This window comes from Paenibacillus sp. J22P277, from assembly GCF_059383675.1.
This window is the reverse complement of sequence record NZ_JBXENS010000003.1, coordinates 414,427-431,735: the sequence shown is the minus strand read 5'-3', so window position 1 is coordinate 431,735 and position 17,309 is coordinate 414,427. Positions and strand designations below refer to the sequence as shown.

Sequence of the window (17,309 nt, the reverse complement as noted above, 5' to 3'; positions counted from 1 at the left end):
CGCATGCCGCGGAAGGGAGGCTTCGAATGGGCATACATTGGTACATATTAAGCGCCGTCATCGTGATCGTGCTGCAGCGTTATCTGTTCCGGCACTTCGGCATGCGCAAGGTGAGCTATTCGCGATCGTTCAGCGTGGCAACGTGCTTTGAAGGCGACGACATCGAGATGATCGAGCGGCTCGCCAACGGCAAGCTGCTTCCCGTGCCTTGGCTGCGCGTGGAGTCGGTCCTGCACACGGGGCTGCATTTCCAAAGCGACGCCAACTTCGACGTCAGCAACGGGCAGTTCATGCAGAATCACAAGAGCCTGTTCAGCTTGAGAGGCAATAAGCGGCTGACGCGCAGGCATGCCGTCCAAGCCGCGCAGCGCGGCTGTTACCGGGTCGCGAGCGCCTCGTTGACGTTCGGGGATTTGTTCGGCTTGTTCAGCACCTGGAGATCCGAACCGCTGCAGGTCGAGCTGCTCGTCTATCCGCTGCCGGCCGACCGCGAGCTGATTCAGCTGCCGTCCCGAAGCTGGCAGGGAGACATCGCCGTGCGGAGATGGATCGTCGAGGATCCGTTCGCGATCAGCGGCGTCAGGGCGTACAGGCCCGGCGATTCGCTCAAGACGATCAATTGGAACGCCACGGCGCGCACGGGCGATCTGCAGGTCCACCGCCGCGATTACACCGCGGATTTCCGCCTGATCGTCCTGCTGAACATCGAGGATCACGCCGGCATGTGGCATGCCGTCAACGATACGGCAGTCATCGAACAGGGCATTCGTCTGGCGGCCGGCATTCTTCAGATGGCGACGGAACAGGGGCTTGAAACCGCCTTCGCTTGCAACGGCCACTCACTCGACGAACCGGACAAGGTCATGGTGGCGGAGCGGGGAAGCGGAAGCGAGCATCTGACGTATCTGTACGGCTTGCTGGCCAAGCTCGTCATCGTCCGCGCGCTGCCGTTCCAAACGATGCTGGAGCAGATGGCGCCGGAATGGAGCGAACGCAGCGACATCGTGATCATTTCCGCTTTCATGAGCGAGGATATTCACGAGATGGTCGCGAAGCTGCGGAAGGAAGGCCACGCGGTCGACTGGCTGCCGATCGCGGAGAGGGAGGCGGCAGCGGGATGACGGCCATGCTTCGCCGCTTAAGCGGCAGATTGTTTCTCGCCAGCCTGCTGGAGCTGATGCTTTTCTTCCCGGTCGTGCTGGGCGCGTTCGTCCTGAAGCCGCCGGGATCGGCTCCGCTCGTCCTCGTCGCGCTCCTGCTGCTCGCCGTGTATTGGATCGGACACGGGATCAACGCGCTGCTCAAATTCAGGCATCCGTTCCCGAAAATGCTGCTTGCCCTGCTCGTGGCGGCGGCAGCCGGCATACCGCTGCTCGGCCTCGCGCCGGGAAGCATCATCGCCACGGCGCTGGCGGTATTCGCGGCATACCGCGGCACCCGATTGCCGGGCATGCCGCTCGCGGTCAGGCTGACGACGCAGGATTATATCGTCGGCGTGTTCCTGTATTTCGTCGGTTCCATCGTGCAGAACTTCAACGACGCGTTCGACGAATACAAGCTGCTCTACCTCTTCACGGGCCTCGCGACGTTGTTCGCGGCGCTTTACCTGACCAACCGCGGCATGGTCAGCCGCGAAACGCTGTCCGGCTCCGAGAAGCCGATGGTGGAGCCTTCCGTCAGACGCAACAACCGGCTGTTCGTAGGCGTCGCGATCGGGGTTACCGTGCTGATCGCGTTGTCCTATCAGCTGCAGGCGCTGCTGGGCGAGGCCGGGAGCAGGCTGAAGGCCTGGTTGTCCAAGCTGTTCAGCGGATCCGGCGGCCAGCAGGAGCCGCCCCCGCCGCAAGACGTTCAGCCGCCGCCCGACTTCCTTCCGCCGGACGGCAAAACGAAAACGCTGCCGGCTTGGGTCGACTACATCATGTACGGCATCGTTATCGCGATAGCCCTCGTGCTGCTGTATCTGCTGTTGCGGCGCGTCAACCGGCTGCCGGGCTGGCTGAACGGACTACGCCAGCGCTTCCTGAAGTTGTTCGACCGGGACAAAGGCGGTTTGGCGCGCGGTTACGTCGACGAGGTCGAGCGGATCAACAAATCCGAACGGTCCTTTCGCAAACGGTTTGGCCGCAATAAGGAAGAGCGCCTCAGATGGAAAGACCTGACGGACAACGAATCCCGCATCCGGTATCTCTACAGGCGCTGGATCGGTAATGCCGTCAAGAAGGGGTTCGCGCACCGGGCGCATATGACGCCGCGAGAAATACAGCGCGAGCTTTTGAGCGACGGACAGACGCGCGAAGCTTTGCCATCGGCAGCGGCCGATACGCTGGTGGAGCATTATCAGCGTGTCCGTTACGGCGGCGGCAGGCTGTCCGACGAGGAGCTGCGGTCCATTGCCGCGCAGTTGGGGCAACCGAAGCCGTAACGGCATCGGCGGCATACATATTTATCCATGGACGAGGCATGCTAAGGGGGAAGATGCACACCTAAGGAGGTACGTCCATGAATAACGATATGTCGGGCCAAGGGGCCAACAGCCAGCAGCTATCGTACGAGCAATTTCAGGAACAGGTGAAGCTACGGCAGGAGCAAGAACAGCAGCGCGCCAAAGAAGCGCTTCGCAGCGCCGGGTTGGATCAGAATTCGCAGCACATCCAGTCGATCGTGCAAGTGCTGTACGGCGTGGAGAACGAATTGAAATTGGCGGAAAACCAGCTGCAAATGCAGATGGATGCGCAAAAGCGCCAAATCCAGCTGTGTCAACAGAAGATCCATCAAGCCATGGCGCAGGTCCAGGGCGCGATGCCGGCGGGCGGAAGCGCGCAGCCGACGGCGCAGAACTTTATGCAGTAATGACAGCGCGCAACGACAAAAATCCTTCTTGCCGCCCGGGTTCGGGCAATGGCAGGAAGGATTTTTGTTTTTCATGTAATTATATATAACACATAAGTAACACAATCGTTCACTTGCGTTAATCGATGTAATATAATATTACACAATAAGCATCGTGATCGGATTGGCATCCTGCCCGGCGCCGCGCAGCTGCTCGTAGCCGTCCGCTGCGCCGCGTCTCGGCCGAAGCAAAGGAAAGGATGGTGGCTTATGAGAATCGGAGCGGTTTACTTGGCTGCCGGCAACAGCCGTCGCATGGGGGAAGCGAAGCTTTCGATGGAGCTTGCGCCGGGCATTACGGTGGGGAGCCGCGGACTGCTGGAGCTCAGGAGCAGCGGCTTCCGGCCGATCGTCGTCGTGGTGCGGCCGGAGGATACGTTATTATGGTTGATCGACAAGGCGGACGGCTTCGGGGAGCTGCCGAAGTTTCGCATTTCTCCATGCAAGGACGCCGGTGAAGGCATGTCGCGCTCCATCCGGCACGGCATACAGGCGATTCTGCCCGAAGAGCCGGACGCGGTGCTGATCGCGCTTGCCGATCAGCCTTTCATATCCGCATCGCAATTGAAGCGTTTGGTGTCCGTCTTCCGGGAGGACCCGACGGCGGATTACGTCGCCAGCGGGTACGGCGATATCCCGGCGCCGCCGGTTATTTTCAACAAATCCTTGTTCGGCCGGCTGTGCCGGCTTGAAGGGGATGCGGGGGCGCGCGCCATCCTGCAATCGCCCGAGCATCGAGGGAAGGTCGTCCGCTATGCGGCGGAATGGTCGTTTGTCGATATCGACACCAAGGAGCAGCTGAACAAGGCGAGGCGAATCTGGTCGCAAGTGCAGGCGAGAGCGAGATAACCCGCGCCGCCGCCTCGCGTACGCCAGTATCGCATTCGAGCCGATACGCAGGCGCAGCTCAGCCTGCCCGCGAGCCGGAACGCGGAATATTCGGAATCAGAGCATTCTCGGGCAATCTGTATCGCTGTACGGGCTAGGTCGGCAATATCCGCGCCGTCCGGCGCGCCATTGACCAAAGGAGGGAACGGCCGTGAACGAACGGGAAAGGCATAATGGCTGCTCGCGCAGAAGCATTGAAGTATCGAGGATGGCCAGAATCGTTTCGCATGCGGGGGACGGGGTATGAGCATCCAACTCTGGCAGCTGAACACGCTGAGCCGCGAACGTTTTATCGGCCAGCTCGGCGCGATCTTCGAGCATTCGCCTTGGGTCGCGGAGCGGATATGGGAGCGGCGGCCCTTCCATTCCTTGCGCGAGCTGCACGAAGCGATGATGACGGCCGTGCAGGAAGCGCCGGAAGAACGGATCGTCGCGCTGCTGAGGGCTCATCCCGATCTGGCTTCCCGGGCGAGCATGACGGCGCATTCCACGGAGGAACAGCAGTCGGCCGGACTCGATGACTTGTCCGCGGAAGAGTACGACCGGTTCGCGGCGCTGAACGCTTCGTATCTGGCGAAGCACGGGTTTCCGTTCATCGTCGCGGTAAGGGGCAAGACGAAGGATGACATTCTGGCCGCCATGGCCGAACGCCTCAAGCACGACGGGGAGCAGGAAAAGAAGCAGGCGCTGCTCGAGGTTCGGCGCATCGCGGAATTGCGGCTGCGCGACCATATCGAAGAATAACGGCTAAGGGGATGACGGCATGCTGCGATTGAGCAACGGACGAACGTTGTATTACGGGAAAGGCGACGTGCTGACTTACCGTACGTACGCGACGCCGCTTACGGTGCCTGCCATTCCGGAGTCGGGGTACGCGGGAGACGCCAACGTGATTTTCGCGCATAACATCACGTTCGCCGTCAGCGGCGAGTCGCTCATGACCTCGTTCAGCGAAGGAGACAACGCGGAGGTCGTCGCTACCGACTCCATGAAAAATTTCATTTTGCGCCATGCGGCAGCCTACGAAGGCAGCACGACGGAAGGTTTTCTCGCTTACATCGGCAAGGCTTTCTTCGCGAAATACGCGCATATCTCCGCCATCGAGGTCCGGGGAGACCGGATCCCGTTTCAAGCGCTGACCGTTCGGGGAGCCGAAGGGCCGCGGGAAAGCGGTCTCGTCTATCGCCGTTCCCATAACGATCATGCGCATGCGGCGTTGGAGCTGCGGCGCGCGGCGCAGGGAGCCGGCGTCGTCGAGCAATGGAGCGGACTGTCGGATTTGCAGCTCATCAAAGTGAGCGGAAGCTCCTTCTACGGCTTCGTTCGCGACGAATACACGACGCTGCCCGAAACCTTCGACCGGCCGTTGTTCATTTTCCTCAACATCGAATGGCGCTACGAGGATCCGGAAGACGCATGGAACGGCTCGCGCGGACGCTACGCGCCGGCCGAGCAGGTTCGCGATCTGGCGCAGCAGGCTTTCCATGCGTACGAATCGCCGTCGATCCAATATCTGATCACGCGCATCGGCCTGCATATGCTGGACCGTTTCCCGCAGCTCGCGGAGGTGCGGTTCGAATCCAATAACCGGACGTGGGAGACGATCGTGGACCAAGATCCGGCCACGGGCGCTTCCGTCTTCACGGAGCCGAGGCCGCCGTTCGGATTCCAAGGCTTCGCGATGACGAGGGCGGACCTGACCGATCCGCAGTTCGCGTTCGACGCGGACGGACTCCATCGGCCGGCGGCCAAGGGCGTCGCGCGATCATGAACGGAGGCGGGAAGCTGACGACGCATGTGCTCGATACCTCGCGCGGCGTACCGGCCGCCGGGATGCGGATTCGGCTCATGGCGTTTTCCGCGGAGGGGACGGAACCGAAGTTGGCGGCGGAGGCGACGACGAACGGCGACGGACGCGTAGACCGCCCGCTGCTTTCGGACGGGGAACTGCGCGCGGGCGTTTACGAGCTAAGGTTCGACGTCGGCGGGTATTTCGGCGACCGGGCGTTTCTGGATATCGTGCCGATTCGCTTCGTCGTGGCCGACCCGTGCAAGCATTATCACGTGCCCCTGCTCGTGGCGCCATACGGCTATAGCACCTATCGGGGCAGCTGACGACCTTTACAGCCTTCGCTTCGGAATGATAGAGTAGAGCCATCCGATACGAAGCAAGGAGAGATGACGACCGTGAACGACGCCCGCACTTCCGTACATCCTTACTATCAGCATGCCGACGAGGCCTACAAGCTGCTGCCCCAAGCGGTCGCGCGGCTCGAGCAGCTCCGCGAAGCGTTTCGCACGGCCGACGAGGATTTTCTCACGATCGAGCTGGGAACGATGATCGCCCGGCTCGAGGAGATCCGGACGCTGCTGGCAGACGGGCCGCAGGGCTGAACAGGACGGCAGGCATTCCCGGACCGAACCGGGGATGCCTCTTTTTTTTGCGCACGTCATGCAATCTATCGATCCGAGCTGGGAGAATGCCTCGCTCCATTCGCGCTATTCATTCATAAGATAGAGGAATGGAAGAGTAGAGGAGGCGTCTACCTTTGCCGGTATTGGACACGGGACTGTTGTTTAATCGGGAGAAGCGGCGTACGGCAAGTTTGAGCATCAGCGTCATGAATCGGGGCAGGCAGCCGGCAAGAGCAACCGTTCAATTGTATACGGCTTCGATTACGGGAAATGTCGAGGGGGCCGGTCCCCATGAATCGGGTTACGGCACGATGCAGACGGAATCGCTGGCGAACGTGCAGCTGAGTCCGTCCGGCCGCGCGCGCAGCATGTATGCCGTGACCCGGGAGGTCAAACTGTTGACCGTATACGGCATCCGCGTGACGGTCAGCGGGCTCGCGGCGGGGGAGGTCGGGGCCTCGCTTGCCGAATTGGACGAATCGGGAAACGTCATCGAGCAGCATGTCCTGGAGCCGCTTCCGTCGGGAACGGACGATCTTTTGCATGCCTATATCGCCAACCATACCCAGCACTCGCTCACGGTCATTCAAACCGACACCAACGCAAGAGTGGCCACCATCCAGTTCCCGGCGGGAAGCAGCCCGCGCATGCTCGACTTCACGCCGGACGGACGCGAAGTGTACGTGACCTGCCAGGGGGACAAAACCGTCAAGATCATCGATACGCTTACCCATGAGGTGAGCGGCGAATTGACGTTTCCGGTGAACGCGGTGCCGTTTGCGGTCGCGATATCGCCGGTCGGCGCCAGGGCGTACGTGTCGACGATCATTCAGGATTACGTCGCCGCCTTCGACACCGACGCGAGATCGCTGATCAAGCTTATTCCGTTTCCGCCGGGCAGCGATCCCGCGTCGATCGCGGTCTCGCCGGACGGGAAACGGGTCTACTGCTGCCTGATCAACCGCGGCGCCATCGCCGTCATCGACGTCGGCTCGCTGACGGTGTCCGCGACCATCAAGCTGCCCGCCGGCGCCAAGCCGTCCGCCGTGGCGGTCGCGCCGGACGGCGAACGCATCTATGCGGCCGATGTTCATCATGATCGCATCTATTGCATCCATGCTTCCAATCACGTCCTAGCCGCGACGGTCATGCTCGATGAAGGCAGCGATCCGCAGCAGGTGATCGTGACGCCCGACGGCGCGCTTGCATACGCCGCCTGCCGGGGAACCGACGAGATCGTCGCGATCAATCTGTCCCGGAACGAAATTCTGACCAAGATCGAGCTGCCCAAGGGCAGCAACGCCAGCGATATCGCGGTCACCTCGGACGGACTCAAGATATACGTGACGATCCTGACGTTCGGCTATGTCGCCGTGATCGAGGTGGCGAGCCAGCTGCCGATCGCGATTTTGCCGACGGGCAGTTTTCCGTCGGGCGTCGCGGTATCGCCGATTCTGCTCCAAGGGTAAGCAAAAGCCGCAGAAGCGGGGCGTTAGACGGCCCCGAGCCTGCGGCTTTATTCGTGGAATGACATTCCGTGCGCGCATGCGTCGATCGGCACGAACCGATCGTGACTTGCGTCGCTCGTAACTGGCCTAGCACGTGCCTCTTACCGCCTGCGAGTTGCATCGATCGCGATACTAATCGCTTTAGACTCGTACCGCTCGTAACCAGCATTGTTCGAGTCTCTTGCAGCTCTGTCTTGCCTCGTTCGCGTCACGCTAAGACTCGGATCGCGAGCTTCGTGCGCGGACATGACGCCGTTGAGGCCGCACGGTTCTAGTCGCCGAGCGGCAGCCATTCCAGCACGCGTTGAATGTAGGTATCCCAATAAACCCAGCTGTGGTCCCCGGGGCCTTCGGTATAGGCGAGCGGCAGACCGAGCTGCTCCGCATGCCTGCGGAACTTGAGGTTGTCCTCGTACAGGAAATCCTCGGTCCCGCAGTATTGGTAGAGCTCCGGAATCGGCCGGCCGGAATCCTTGAGCGTTTGGGCAGCCAAGAACAGATTGTTCGGCAGCGCGTGCGCCTCGCCGGTCGTGCCGTAGATTCGTTTGAAATCCTCGGGCGCCCGCTCTTCGAAGACGGCGACGTCGAGCGCGCCGGACAAGCTTGCGGCCGCGGCGTACTGCTCCGGTTTGTTGAGCGCGAGCTTGAACGCGCCGTAGCCGCCCATCGACAAGCCGGCGACGAAGTTGTCTTCCCGCCGGTCCGACAGCGGGAAGAAGGAGCGGGCCAGCGCCGGAAGCTCCTCGCTGACGAACGTCCAGTAATCGCCTCCGCTTGCCATGTTCGAATAGAAGCTGCGGCCCGCCGCGGGCATGACGACGGCGAGACCGAGCGGTGCGGCATAACGCTCGATGGAGGTGCGTCTCAGCCAGATCGTATGATCGTCGGACAGGCCGTGAAGCAGGAACAGCGTCTTGTGTTTCTTTTGGGTCGCTTTCGATTCCATGCCGATCTGGGACTGCGCGTTTTGCGGAAGAATGACGTACATCGAGCTGGACAAGCCAAGAACATCGGAGTAGAAATCGCATTGAATGAATGCCATGTCTGGTAAATCCTCCTACAGGAAAGGGTATGTTGCGCACGGAACCCCAAGCAAGCGCTTACGGTTCGTTCTTCTCCATTGTACACGCCGCGCGCGGAACATGCAGGCATTAATTCATGATGCGCTAGGAAAGATTCGGACGGCATAGCGCGACGGCCGCCGCGGCGACCAGCACGGCGGTGCCGCTCGTCGTGACGGCCGGCCAGATGAGCGTCCAGAAGACGACGGCGTCCATCTCCGTCGAGAACAAGTTGAAGGACATGAAGATGATCAGCGCCGTCATCGGCAGGATGACGCTTCGGCTGTCCTTCAGCTTCAGGAGCAGGGACAGGCCGGAGCTGAGCGCAAGCATGGCGATCGTCGATTTGATGTACGATCCGGCGATCAGGGTGATGCCCGCGATCGCTTCGATCCGCTCGACGATGCCGGGGAGCTCGATGACCCGTGCCATTTCGTACAGCGAGAATTTGCGTTCTCCGGCCGCAGTGCCGAACACCATGATGGCGCAGAGGACCACCGCCAGGAAGATTACGATGTTGATGGCGTAGGCATAGAACAAAAATCGTCCGAGCGGCTGTTTCCGGGCGGCGCGGACGAATACCAGCAGCATGGAGAAGACGAAAATTTCCGCGTACGGAAAGCCGTGCGTAATGATCGCGCCGTGCAGGACGGGACCGGCGCCGGCGGTGAATTGGGGCAGCAGGTTGTCGGGCATGTAGTTATTGACGTTGAAGACCAGGATGATCACGATCGTGGCCAGCATCAAGAGCAGGAAGAGGCCGAACAGCCGCGCCATCACTTCGATGCCGGACAGCGCGGTCAGCCCGCAGACGACCATGATGAGCGTGTGGAACACGTAATTGGGCGTTTCCACCATCATCGTGCTGCTGAAGAACGCGCCGACGCCGGTCGTGATGTTCGTGATCATCAGCACGAGGATGAACAGAATCACGACGCTGAGCAACCCGCCGACCCATTTGCCGAACAGAAGAGCGAAATATTCGACCGCCGATCGCTCCGGAAACCGGCGATGCAGGTAAATAATGCTGGCAAGTCCGGGAAGACCGGCCGCTCCGGAGATGAGCACCGCGAGCCAGGTATCGTTGCCGGCGGCGGCGATCGCCGGTCCGGGTATGAACACGATCGACGAGCCGAGCGTGAAGGCGAGCAGCAGCAGCGCCATTTGACGCGGGCTGACCTTGTCGTTCTCGTACATGTCCGAATCTCCTTTCGCATGGCCGTGACGGCTATTGTTCGCCGATCGCCCGCAGCAGGCGCGTCATCGGACCCAAAAAGATCGCCCGGGGCAGGTCGTTGATGTTGACCCAGCTCTGGTTCGCGACGAAGCTGATCGCATAGAACAGCGAGATGACCATCAGGACAACCGAGAGCGCAATCTCCTTGCGAGTCGCGCTGTGCATGCGGACGTACATGCAGCCGATAAAAGAACCGTAAATGACAAGGCAGATGACGGTTTTGGTCATCATGCGGCTAACCTCCGTTATCGAAGACGGATTTCCCGTCCTCCAGGCCGGTGCTGAGAATCGTGATCTTGAGCTTTATATCGTATTTGCTGTTCGCGAGCAGCTGGTCGCGCTTCCCTTGCAGCCGCTCGTACTGGCGGGGATATTGCTTGTAAATCCGATTTTCGATGTCCAGTATATCGAGGTTTCTCCGTTGGCAAGACGAGATGAACGTCTCTAATTGCTTGCGGACGACGCTCGCGAGCCTGCGCTGATAATCACGGGCGTCCCGCGGCGTGACCAGCTTGCTGCACACCAGCTCGCGCAAGGTGCCCTCGATGCGAATATTGACGGTTGCTTGCGGAACGCCGCGGATTAGCGCGATGCGATTGCCGGCGTGGAACCGCACGATCTCCAAGGATTCGTCTTGGCCGCCTTCCATGCAGGGGACGATCAAGATGCCGCTCCGGTACTTGCCCGCGAGCATCATATAAGCTTGCACCTCGCGCGGAGTAAGGACCGCCCGAATGCCGCCCGCGCCGACGACGGCCGCCCCGCTCAGGTAGGAGCTCGCATGCGGATCGCCGGAGGACGTCAAATACGGGACGACGGCCGTCCTCGCTTTGCTGTCGAGCTGCGTGCGCAGATCGAGCAGCCGCATCTGCACGGTCTTGCCCGAATATTCGTTGGCGGCGCGCTCGATCTCGTGATTTTGCCGGCTGACGCTCGTCTCGATAAAGGGCTTGACGGACAGGTAGCGGCCGGCTTCGCCCTTGGTGACGACGACTCTCGTCGTGAGCCTGGGCTCGTCGTCGCGGTAGAAGAAATCGAGCGCGTTCCGATGCTTCGCGGAATTGATCAAGTCCTCGCCGAGCAGAATGGTCTGCATATGGCTCCATTGCGCCTTGCGCCCCAGCTTGAGCGTGATGTTGCGGATGGCATCGAACATGGTGTCGCCGACGGTTCGGATATTGACGAAGTTCCCGGTTCTGCTGCCGGGCGAAGGCTTGTAGAACTGCGAGGTCAGGGCGATCTTGCCGCTCTTGTCCACGTCGACCGCCACGCCGAGGATGAACCCGCGCTCGATCAGCTCCGTTCCGCCGCATCCCGGCAGCAGCAGCAATGTCGGCAGAATAGCGAGGAGAAGCAACCGGCGCCGAAGTGCGGAAAAGCGGCCGCCGCAGCGCAACCGCCTCATGACTGATCCGACCTCGCTTTGGCTTCTGCCGCCTTCATCCGGGCCTTGACCGACATCCGCACGAAGACGTTCCACAGCTGTCCGACCCGCAGCGGGGCCGTCGGCAGGTAGAAGGGCTGCCCGAGCGATCGCAGCGTCGCCAGATGCAGGAAGATCAAGATATAGCCGATCATCAGGCCGAAACCGCCCCACAGATACGCCAGCACCATGAGCGGGAACATCAGGATCCGCAGCGCGATCGCCAGCTCGTACTGCGGAAGCGAGAAGGAAGCGATGCCCGTCAGGGAGATGATGACGATCATGATCGGCGACGCGATCCCCGCCCGGATGGAGGCTTCGCCGATGATGAGCGCGCCGACGATGCTGACGGCGGAGCCGACCGGACGCGGCAGGCGGATGCCCGCCTCGCGCAGCAGCTCGAAGAAGAACTGCATCACGATCGCCTCGACGAAAGCCGGGAACGGAATGCCTTCGCGCGTATCGAGGATCGTGAGCAGCAGCGTCGTCGGAATCAGCTCGGGATGAAAATCCGCCAGCGCGATATACAAGCTCGGCAGCGTCAGCGCGATGAAGAAGGCGACGATGCGGAGCGCCCGGATGAGCGAAGAGATAAGCGGCCGCTGGTAGTAATCCTCGGCGGATTGAAACAGCTCGTAGAACATCGTCGGGCAGATCATGACGCTGGTGCTGCCGTCGGCGATCAGCATGATCTTGCCTTCGAGCAGCGCGCTGACGGCGACGTCCGGGCGTTCCGTGATACGATGCTGGGGGAACGGCGAATAGACGGCATCCTCGATCAGCTCGCGGAGGTAGTTCGTGTCCAGCACTTCCACCTGCTTCGCGTCCTTCAACCGCCGCTTCAGCTCGCCGAGCACCTCGGGCTTGACCGCGCCGTCCAGGTAGCCGACGATATAGCGCGTCCGCGTATTTCCGCCCGCCGCGTAATATTCGACTTTCAGCTTGGCCGACCGGAGCCTCACCCGGATCAGCGCGATGTTTTGGTCCAGCTGTTCGACCGTTCCTTCGCGAGGGCCGTTGATGACCGCTTCGGTGGCGGGTTCGTCGACCTGGCGGCGTTCGATCGCGAAGGCGTCGAAGCACAGCGCTTTGTTCCAGCGCTCGAACAGGACGACGGCCTGCCCGACCAATACGGCATCGGCAAGCAAGTCGTACCGATCGACCGTGCGATAGTTTTTGAAGGCCGCGCCCTTCGCTTCGAAGAACCCGATTACGCCGCGCAGCGTCCTTGCGCCGTCCGGGTCGTCCTCGGCGTCCGCGGGCGGATTTACCGAATCCAGCGCTTCTTTCAAGAGGCTGCGGTCCAGGTCGTTGGTCAGCGTGGAACAGATGACGCACAACGCCGTCAAATCGAGAGCGGCTCCGAAATGAAACGCCTCGTAGATCACGTCGTCGCATTTGTCGAAGATCGCCTCGATGCGCTTCCTGTTGTCGACCAACGACTCGGAGAGCTTCTCTTCGGCTTCGTGCCCGGCGGATCGGGTTTCGTTCATAGTCGGTTTCACCACGATTCTTGAGAGAGAAATGAACGCTCGTGCATGGTATTATTTGCTGCGGGAAGAAGATTATGCACTTCGGCCCGGAGAAGACGGCGCGAAACGCATTCGCGGCATAGCGTCTTGCGCTGTTCATGATCCGTTCAAAATTCGCTGTTATGCTTGGTTCAGTTGGCAGGCCGAACGAGAACAACCCATGCACGAATAGGAAGGAATGAACATTATGGAAGCAACGCGCACCATGCCGTATCGCGAAAGCAAGGAAACGAAAGGAAGCTGGCGGCTGTTCCTGAAGCTGCTTAAGCGGACGAAACCGTCCGTGGGCCTTATCGTGACGGCGGTCTTGATGAGCCTCGCGGGCACGCTGATCTCGCTGATTATTCCGCTGTTCACGAAGAAGCTCGTCGACGGCTTCGACGTCAGCAGCCTCAGCTTCGGGCAAATCGCCGTATTCGGAGGCTGTTTCATCCTGCAGGCCGTCGTCAGCGGGGTGTCGATGTACATGCTGAACGTCTCCGGTCAGCGCGTGGTCGCCAATTTGCGCGATCAATTATGGCGGAAGCTCTTAAGGCTTCCGGTATCGTATTACGATAACAACCGGACCGGAGAGACCATCAGCCGGATGACGAACGATACCGGCGTCGTGAAGCAGCTGATCGCGGAGAATTTCACCGGTTTTCTGACCGGCATCATCTCCGTCATCGGTTCGGTCGTCGTCTTGTTCTACATGGACTGGCAGATGACGGCGGTCATGCTGGGGGTTATTCCGATCGCGGCGCTGTTCATGGTGCCGCTCGGCCGGCAAATGTATCTCGTATCCAAGGGATTGCAGTCGGAGACCGCATCGTTTACCGCGACGTTGACGCAGGTGCTGTCGGAGATTCGGCTGGTGAAGTCGATGAACGCCGAGCCGCGCGAATACGAAGCCGGGGAGAAGGGGATCTCGAGCTTGTTCCGCTTCGGGCGCAAAGAGGCCAAGATCCAGGCGATGATCGCGCCGCTGATGTTCTTCGTCATGATGATGCTGCTCGTCGTGATCGTGGGCTACGGGGGCATGCGGGTATCGTCCGGCGCCTTGACGGCCGGCGAGCTGGTCGCGTTCATCCTGTACCTGATCCAAATCGTCATGCCGATGTCGCAGATCTCCACGTTCTTCACCCAGTTCAAGAAAACGGTCGGCGCGACCGAACGGATCATTCACATTCTCGACGCTCCCGAAGAAGATCATCAGAAAGGCAGACAGGTCGATAAAGCCGAGCAAGCCATTCGTTTCGAAAATCTGAGCTTCGGCTACGGCGACGGCGAGCCGGTGCTCAAGGAGCTGACCTTCGAGGTGGCGCCGGGTACCGTATCGGCGATCGTCGGCCCGAGCGGCGGCGGCAAAACGACGCTGTTCTCGCTGCTGGAGCGCTATTACGAGCCGACCGGCGGCACCATCAAGCTCGGATCCGACGGCATCGACGGCTTCGCCTTGGCGTCCTGGCGCAGGCAGATCGGCTATGTCTCGCAGGAGAGTCCGCTCATTGCGGGAACGATCCGGGAGAATATCTGCTACGGCATCGATCACGAGGTGACGCAAGAGGAGCTGGTCCGCGCCGCGGAAATGGCGTATGCCCATATCTTCATCAGCGAGCTGCCGAACGGGTACGACACGGAGGTGGGCGAACGCGGAATCAAGCTCTCCGGCGGCCAGCGCCAGCGCATCGCGATCGCGAGAGCCTTGCTGCGCGATCCGAAGATTCTGATGCTGGACGAAGCGACGTCGAGCCTGGACAGCAGGTCGGAGGTCGTCGTGCAGGAAGCGCTCAAGAACCTGATGACCGGCAGAACGACCCTCGTCATCGCGCACCGCTTGTCGACCGTCGTGGACGCGGACCAGATCGTATTCATGGAGAAAGGACGGTTGACGGGCAAAGGCACGCACGAGGAATTGCTGGCGAACCATCCCATGTACAAGGAGTTCGCGACGCAGCAGCTTCGGCTGATGGAACAGGACGCGGACGTCTCGGAGCTTCAATAACGAGCGAAAAAAAGGAATTTTCATTCTCACTGATAATTATTATCACCATTGGCTATACTACGGGATAGACGGACGACGGGCCGCCTTCTAGGCAAAGGCGGCCCGCTGCGTCGATTAAATTTTCGGTTCGAATGTTTTGCAGTCCGTTTCTTCGGAGTTATGCGCTTGTTTGCCCCGATTGTTCACGACATAGATCGAGGAAGCGTTGCAGTTGTTGCCGGCTGCCCAAAATTTGCAGGAATTGACTTCGCAAAGCACGTCTTTCGCCATGGTATGCTCACCTCCGTCCTTCGTTTAGGATGGGCGTTTCGGCATGCCTTTTATACTTCCCGCGTCAAGATTGTTGCCATAATGCGCCAAAGCCCGCTATCATAGAGAAAAACGAAGAAGGAACGGATGGACGGGCAGCCGTTACGGGTTACGAGGATGAGCATCGGCAAGATTATACGTTGGATTGTCTACGGCGCCTTCATGGGCGGGTTGACGGGCACGGCTTCCGCGATATTTCTGGCGGGGCTTGACGTCGCGACGGGTACGCGGCTTGCGCATCCTTGGCTGCTATGGCTGCTGCCGTTCGCGGGCGCTTTTGTCAGTTTGGTTTACGCCAAGTACGGCCGCAATGCCGGCAAAGGAAACAATTTGATCGTGGAACAGATTCGGCACGGCGACGAGCCGGGCGACCGCTACGAGCGCGTGCCTGCCTTCATGGCTCCGCTCGTGCTGTTCGGTACATGGGCGACGCACTTGTTCGGCGGATCCGCCGGCAGGGAGGGAACGGCGGTTCAGATGGGCGGCAGCATGGCGGAAGCGTTCGGCCGGCTCGTGAAGGCGGGCGGCGGCGATCGTCGGATGCTGCTCATGTGCGGCGTCAGCGGAGGCTTCGCCTCGGTATTCGGAACGCCGCTGGCCGGCACGGTGTTCGCGCTCGAAGCGGTGACGATGGGAAGATGGGTGTCGCCGCGGTTGATCGCGCCTTGCGCGATCGCCGCCTTCGCCGGCGATTGCGTGACGCGCGCTTGGGGCATTCATCATCTTCATTATGTTATGGGCGATATTCCGCCATTCACGCTTCTCGTGCTGTTGAAAGTGCTGGGCGCGTCGGTCGCGTTCGGCTTGATGAGTCTGTTGTTCACGCTCGGGATTCAATACGTCAAGCGCGGCATGGCCGCGATCTTCTCGCATGCGGTTTGGCGGAGCGTCATCGGCGGCTTTATCGTCATCGGGTTGGTCTACGCCGTCGGTACGCGCGATTACCTTGGACTCGGCCTGCCGCTGCTTGAGCAGGCGTTTCAAGCGCCATTGTCCGCGTTGGCGTTTCTATGGAAGGCCGTCTTTACGGTCATCACGCTGGGCAGCGGTTATATGGGCGGGGAAGTGACGCCGCTCTTCGTGATCGGAGCCGCGCTCGGCAACGCGCTGGCGCCGCTGCTTCATCTCGGCATCCCGTTCTTGGCGGGACTCGGCCTGATCGGCGTATTCAGCGGGGCGGCCAATGCCCCTGCGGCTTGTTTCGTGCTCGGACTGGAGCTGTTCGGCCTGCACGGCGCCGGCTACATGTTGGCCGCGAGTTTGGTCAGTTATATGTTTTCCGGTCACGCGGGCATCTACGGCGCGCAGCTGGCCGGCGTGGATCGGCCCCGGTTTTTCGTAAGGTTTCCCGGCGCGGGGCTGCTATATGGGCGCAGGAAATCGGCGAGAAGAGGAGCGAAGTCCCCCGAAGCATAAGCCGGCGGCGTGAATCTCGCATTGGAAGTCAACGCAATGCAGGTCAACGCAATGCAGATCAACGCAATGCAGGTCAACGCAAAAAGGAGCATCGTTCCCCAGGGAACGATGCTCCTTTGTTTGTTTGAGAATGCGATCAGTCGCCAGCCGCTTCGCTATACGCGGCGTGCGAAAGCATAGTGGTCTTTCCACCAGCCGGAGTTGATCGAGCTGATCATGACGCCCGGGCTGCCGTACGTGTGGATCATTTTGCCGCCGCCGATATAGATGCCGACATGATGAACGGGTTTATAGAAAAATACGAGATCGCCAGGTTTCAGGTTGCTTTTGCTGACGGCCTTGCCTTTCTTCGCCTGGTCATCGGATTCGCGCGGAAGCGTAACGCCATGCATGCCGAATACTTTCTTCGTGAACGAAGAGCAATCGAAATAGCGTGTCGTCGAAGTCGAAGCGCCGAATTTGTAAGGCGTACCCAAATAGTGTTTAGCGGAAGAGATGATGGACGAAGCCTTCGAAGAAGAGATCGCCGCGTGCGCCGGTTGCGCTTGCAATACCGCAGTGCCTCCCATTAACAAAGAAAAGCTTACCGTAACGCTCATCATCAATTTGCCGAACTTGTGTTTCATCATGTCAGTTCCCCCCAG

General features: G+C 60.4%; 18 protein-coding genes. 11 read left to right on the top strand and 7 right to left on the bottom strand.

Annotated features, from left to right (window positions below):
• Positions 1-26: 26 nt before the first annotated feature.
• The 9 genes from AC50YL_RS10945 to AC50YL_RS10905 all read left to right on the top strand — a co-directional run bounded on the left by AC50YL_RS10945 (position 27) and on the right by AC50YL_RS10905 (position 7,664).
• On the top strand, positions 27-1,121 hold the full coding sequence (locus AC50YL_RS10945) for a DUF58 domain-containing protein (protein ID WP_494831848.1): 1,095 nt from the start codon (positions 27-29) through the stop codon (positions 1,119-1,121).
• Positions 1,118-2,425, top strand: a complete 1,308-nt coding sequence (locus AC50YL_RS10940; protein WP_494831847.1) for a DUF4129 domain-containing protein — start codon at positions 1,118-1,120, stop codon at positions 2,423-2,425. Before AC50YL_RS10945 ends, AC50YL_RS10940 begins: the two co-directional genes overlap by 4 nt.
• A gap of 77 nt (positions 2,426-2,502) precedes the next feature.
• On the top strand, positions 2,503-2,853 hold the full coding sequence (locus AC50YL_RS10935; RefSeq protein ID WP_494831846.1) for a hypothetical protein: 351 nt from the start codon (positions 2,503-2,505) through the stop codon (positions 2,851-2,853).
• Between the two features lie 249 nt (positions 2,854-3,102).
• Positions 3,103-3,741 carry a nucleotidyltransferase family protein gene (locus AC50YL_RS10930; protein WP_494831844.1) on the top strand — a complete coding sequence of 213 codons (639 nt, stop codon included), beginning with the start codon at positions 3,103-3,105 and terminating at the stop codon, positions 3,739-3,741.
• Between the two features lie 282 nt (positions 3,742-4,023).
• Positions 4,024-4,524 (top strand): 2-oxo-4-hydroxy-4-carboxy-5-ureidoimidazoline decarboxylase, encoded by a 501-nt coding sequence (gene uraD / locus AC50YL_RS10925; RefSeq protein WP_494831842.1) that lies wholly within the window; start codon positions 4,024-4,026, stop codon positions 4,522-4,524.
• Between the two features lie 19 nt (positions 4,525-4,543).
• Positions 4,544-5,551, top strand: a complete 1,008-nt coding sequence (gene pucL, locus AC50YL_RS10920; protein ID WP_494831840.1) for a factor-independent urate hydroxylase — start codon at positions 4,544-4,546, stop codon at positions 5,549-5,551.
• Complete coding sequence (gene uraH, locus AC50YL_RS10915; protein WP_494831838.1) at positions 5,548-5,895, top strand: hydroxyisourate hydrolase; 348 nt, start codon at positions 5,548-5,550, stop codon at positions 5,893-5,895. The genes pucL and uraH overlap by 4 nt, the downstream gene beginning before the upstream one ends.
• Before the next feature lie 72 nt (positions 5,896-5,967).
• Positions 5,968-6,174, top strand: coding sequence for a hypothetical protein (locus AC50YL_RS10910; RefSeq protein WP_494831837.1), 207 nt, complete (start codon positions 5,968-5,970; stop codon positions 6,172-6,174).
• A gap of 155 nt (positions 6,175-6,329) precedes the next feature.
• On the top strand, positions 6,330-7,664 hold the full coding sequence (locus tag AC50YL_RS10905; RefSeq protein WP_494831835.1) for a beta-propeller fold lactonase family protein: 1,335 nt from the start codon (positions 6,330-6,332) through the stop codon (positions 7,662-7,664).
• 310 nt (positions 7,665-7,974) lie between these two features.
• Here the strand turns inward: AC50YL_RS10905 and AC50YL_RS10900 are convergent, their stop codons facing one another.
• The 5 genes from AC50YL_RS10900 to AC50YL_RS10880 all read right to left on the bottom strand — a co-directional run bounded on the left by AC50YL_RS10900 (position 7,975) and on the right by AC50YL_RS10880 (position 12,917).
• Entirely contained in the window at positions 7,975-8,745 is a 771-nt protein-coding gene (locus AC50YL_RS10900; RefSeq protein WP_494831833.1) for an alpha/beta hydrolase, read from the bottom strand.
• Positions 8,746-8,869: 124 nt separating this feature from the next.
• The gene (locus AC50YL_RS10895) at positions 8,870-9,961 is read right to left on the bottom strand and encodes a GerAB/ArcD/ProY family transporter (RefSeq protein WP_494831831.1); all 1,092 of its coding nucleotides are present in this window, start codon (positions 9,959-9,961) and stop codon (positions 8,870-8,872) included.
• 31 nt (positions 9,962-9,992) lie between these two features.
• Entirely contained in the window at positions 9,993-10,232 is a 240-nt protein-coding gene (locus tag AC50YL_RS10890; protein WP_494831829.1) for a hypothetical protein, read from the bottom strand.
• A 4-nt stretch (positions 10,233-10,236) separates the two neighbouring features.
• Positions 10,237-11,406 carry a Ger(x)C family spore germination protein gene (locus tag AC50YL_RS10885; RefSeq protein WP_494831827.1) on the bottom strand — a complete coding sequence of 390 codons (1,170 nt, stop codon included), beginning with the start codon at positions 11,404-11,406 and terminating at the stop codon, positions 10,237-10,239.
• On the bottom strand, positions 11,403-12,917 hold the full coding sequence (locus AC50YL_RS10880) for a spore germination protein (RefSeq protein ID WP_494831825.1): 1,515 nt from the start codon (positions 12,915-12,917) through the stop codon (positions 11,403-11,405). Before AC50YL_RS10880 ends, AC50YL_RS10885 begins: the two co-directional genes overlap by 4 nt.
• 244 nt (positions 12,918-13,161) lie before the next feature.
• Here AC50YL_RS10880 and AC50YL_RS10875 point away from each other — a divergent pair, with 244 nt between their 5' ends.
• Positions 13,162-14,940 carry an ABC transporter ATP-binding protein gene (locus AC50YL_RS10875; RefSeq protein ID WP_494832534.1) on the top strand — a complete coding sequence of 593 codons (1,779 nt, stop codon included), beginning with the start codon at positions 13,162-13,164 and terminating at the stop codon, positions 14,938-14,940.
• Positions 14,941-15,054: 114 nt separating this feature from the next.
• Here the strand turns inward: AC50YL_RS10875 and AC50YL_RS10870 are convergent, their stop codons facing one another.
• Positions 15,055-15,210 carry a DUF1540 domain-containing protein gene (locus AC50YL_RS10870; RefSeq protein ID WP_161741843.1) on the bottom strand — a complete coding sequence of 52 codons (156 nt, stop codon included), beginning with the start codon at positions 15,208-15,210 and terminating at the stop codon, positions 15,055-15,057.
• A gap of 156 nt (positions 15,211-15,366) precedes the next feature.
• Between AC50YL_RS10870 and AC50YL_RS10865 the strand changes: the two genes are divergently transcribed.
• Positions 15,367-16,665 (top strand): chloride channel protein, encoded by a 1,299-nt coding sequence (locus tag AC50YL_RS10865; protein WP_494831823.1) that lies wholly within the window; start codon positions 15,367-15,369, stop codon positions 16,663-16,665.
• A 155-nt stretch (positions 16,666-16,820) separates the two neighbouring features.
• Here the strand turns inward: AC50YL_RS10865 and AC50YL_RS10860 are convergent, their stop codons facing one another.
• Positions 16,821-17,294 (bottom strand): C40 family peptidase, encoded by a 474-nt coding sequence (locus AC50YL_RS10860; RefSeq protein WP_494831821.1) that lies wholly within the window; start codon positions 17,292-17,294, stop codon positions 16,821-16,823.
• Between the last annotated feature and the right edge of the window lie 15 nt (positions 17,295-17,309).

Coding starts and splice junctions, on each gene's coding strand:
- AC50YL_RS10875 (WP_494832534.1), top strand. CDS start 13,162: ATGCCGTATCGCGAAAGCAAGGAAACGAAAGGAAGCTGGCGGCTGTTC.
- uraD (WP_494831842.1), top strand. CDS start 4,024: ATGAGCATCCAACTCTGGCAGCTGAACACGCTGAGCCGCGAACGTTTT.
- AC50YL_RS10900 (WP_494831833.1), bottom strand. CDS start 8,745: ATGGCATTCATTCAATGCGATTTCTACTCCGATGTTCTTGGCTTGTCC.
- AC50YL_RS10895 (WP_494831831.1), bottom strand. CDS start 9,961: ATGTACGAGAACGACAAGGTCAGCCCGCGTCAAATGGCGCTGCTGCTG.
- AC50YL_RS10940 (WP_494831847.1), top strand. CDS start 1,118: ATGACGGCCATGCTTCGCCGCTTAAGCGGCAGATTGTTTCTCGCCAGC.
- AC50YL_RS10860 (WP_494831821.1), bottom strand. CDS start 17,294: ATGATGAAACACAAGTTCGGCAAATTGATGATGAGCGTTACGGTAAGC.
- AC50YL_RS10880 (WP_494831825.1), bottom strand. CDS start 12,917: ATGAACGAAACCCGATCCGCCGGGCACGAAGCCGAAGAGAAGCTCTCC.
- AC50YL_RS10865 (WP_494831823.1), top strand. CDS start 15,367: ATGAGCATCGGCAAGATTATACGTTGGATTGTCTACGGCGCCTTCATG.
- AC50YL_RS10890 (WP_494831829.1), bottom strand. CDS start 10,232: ATGATGACCAAAACCGTCATCTGCCTTGTCATTTACGGTTCTTTTATC.
- uraH (WP_494831838.1), top strand. CDS start 5,548: ATGAACGGAGGCGGGAAGCTGACGACGCATGTGCTCGATACCTCGCGC.
- AC50YL_RS10930 (WP_494831844.1), top strand. CDS start 3,103: ATGAGAATCGGAGCGGTTTACTTGGCTGCCGGCAACAGCCGTCGCATG.
- AC50YL_RS10945 (WP_494831848.1), top strand. CDS start 27: ATGGGCATACATTGGTACATATTAAGCGCCGTCATCGTGATCGTGCTG.
- AC50YL_RS10935 (WP_494831846.1), top strand. CDS start 2,503: ATGAATAACGATATGTCGGGCCAAGGGGCCAACAGCCAGCAGCTATCG.
- AC50YL_RS10870 (WP_161741843.1), bottom strand. CDS start 15,210: ATGGCGAAAGACGTGCTTTGCGAAGTCAATTCCTGCAAATTTTGGGCA.
- pucL (WP_494831840.1), top strand. CDS start 4,544: ATGCTGCGATTGAGCAACGGACGAACGTTGTATTACGGGAAAGGCGAC.
- AC50YL_RS10885 (WP_494831827.1), bottom strand. CDS start 11,406: ATGAGGCGGTTGCGCTGCGGCGGCCGCTTTTCCGCACTTCGGCGCCGG.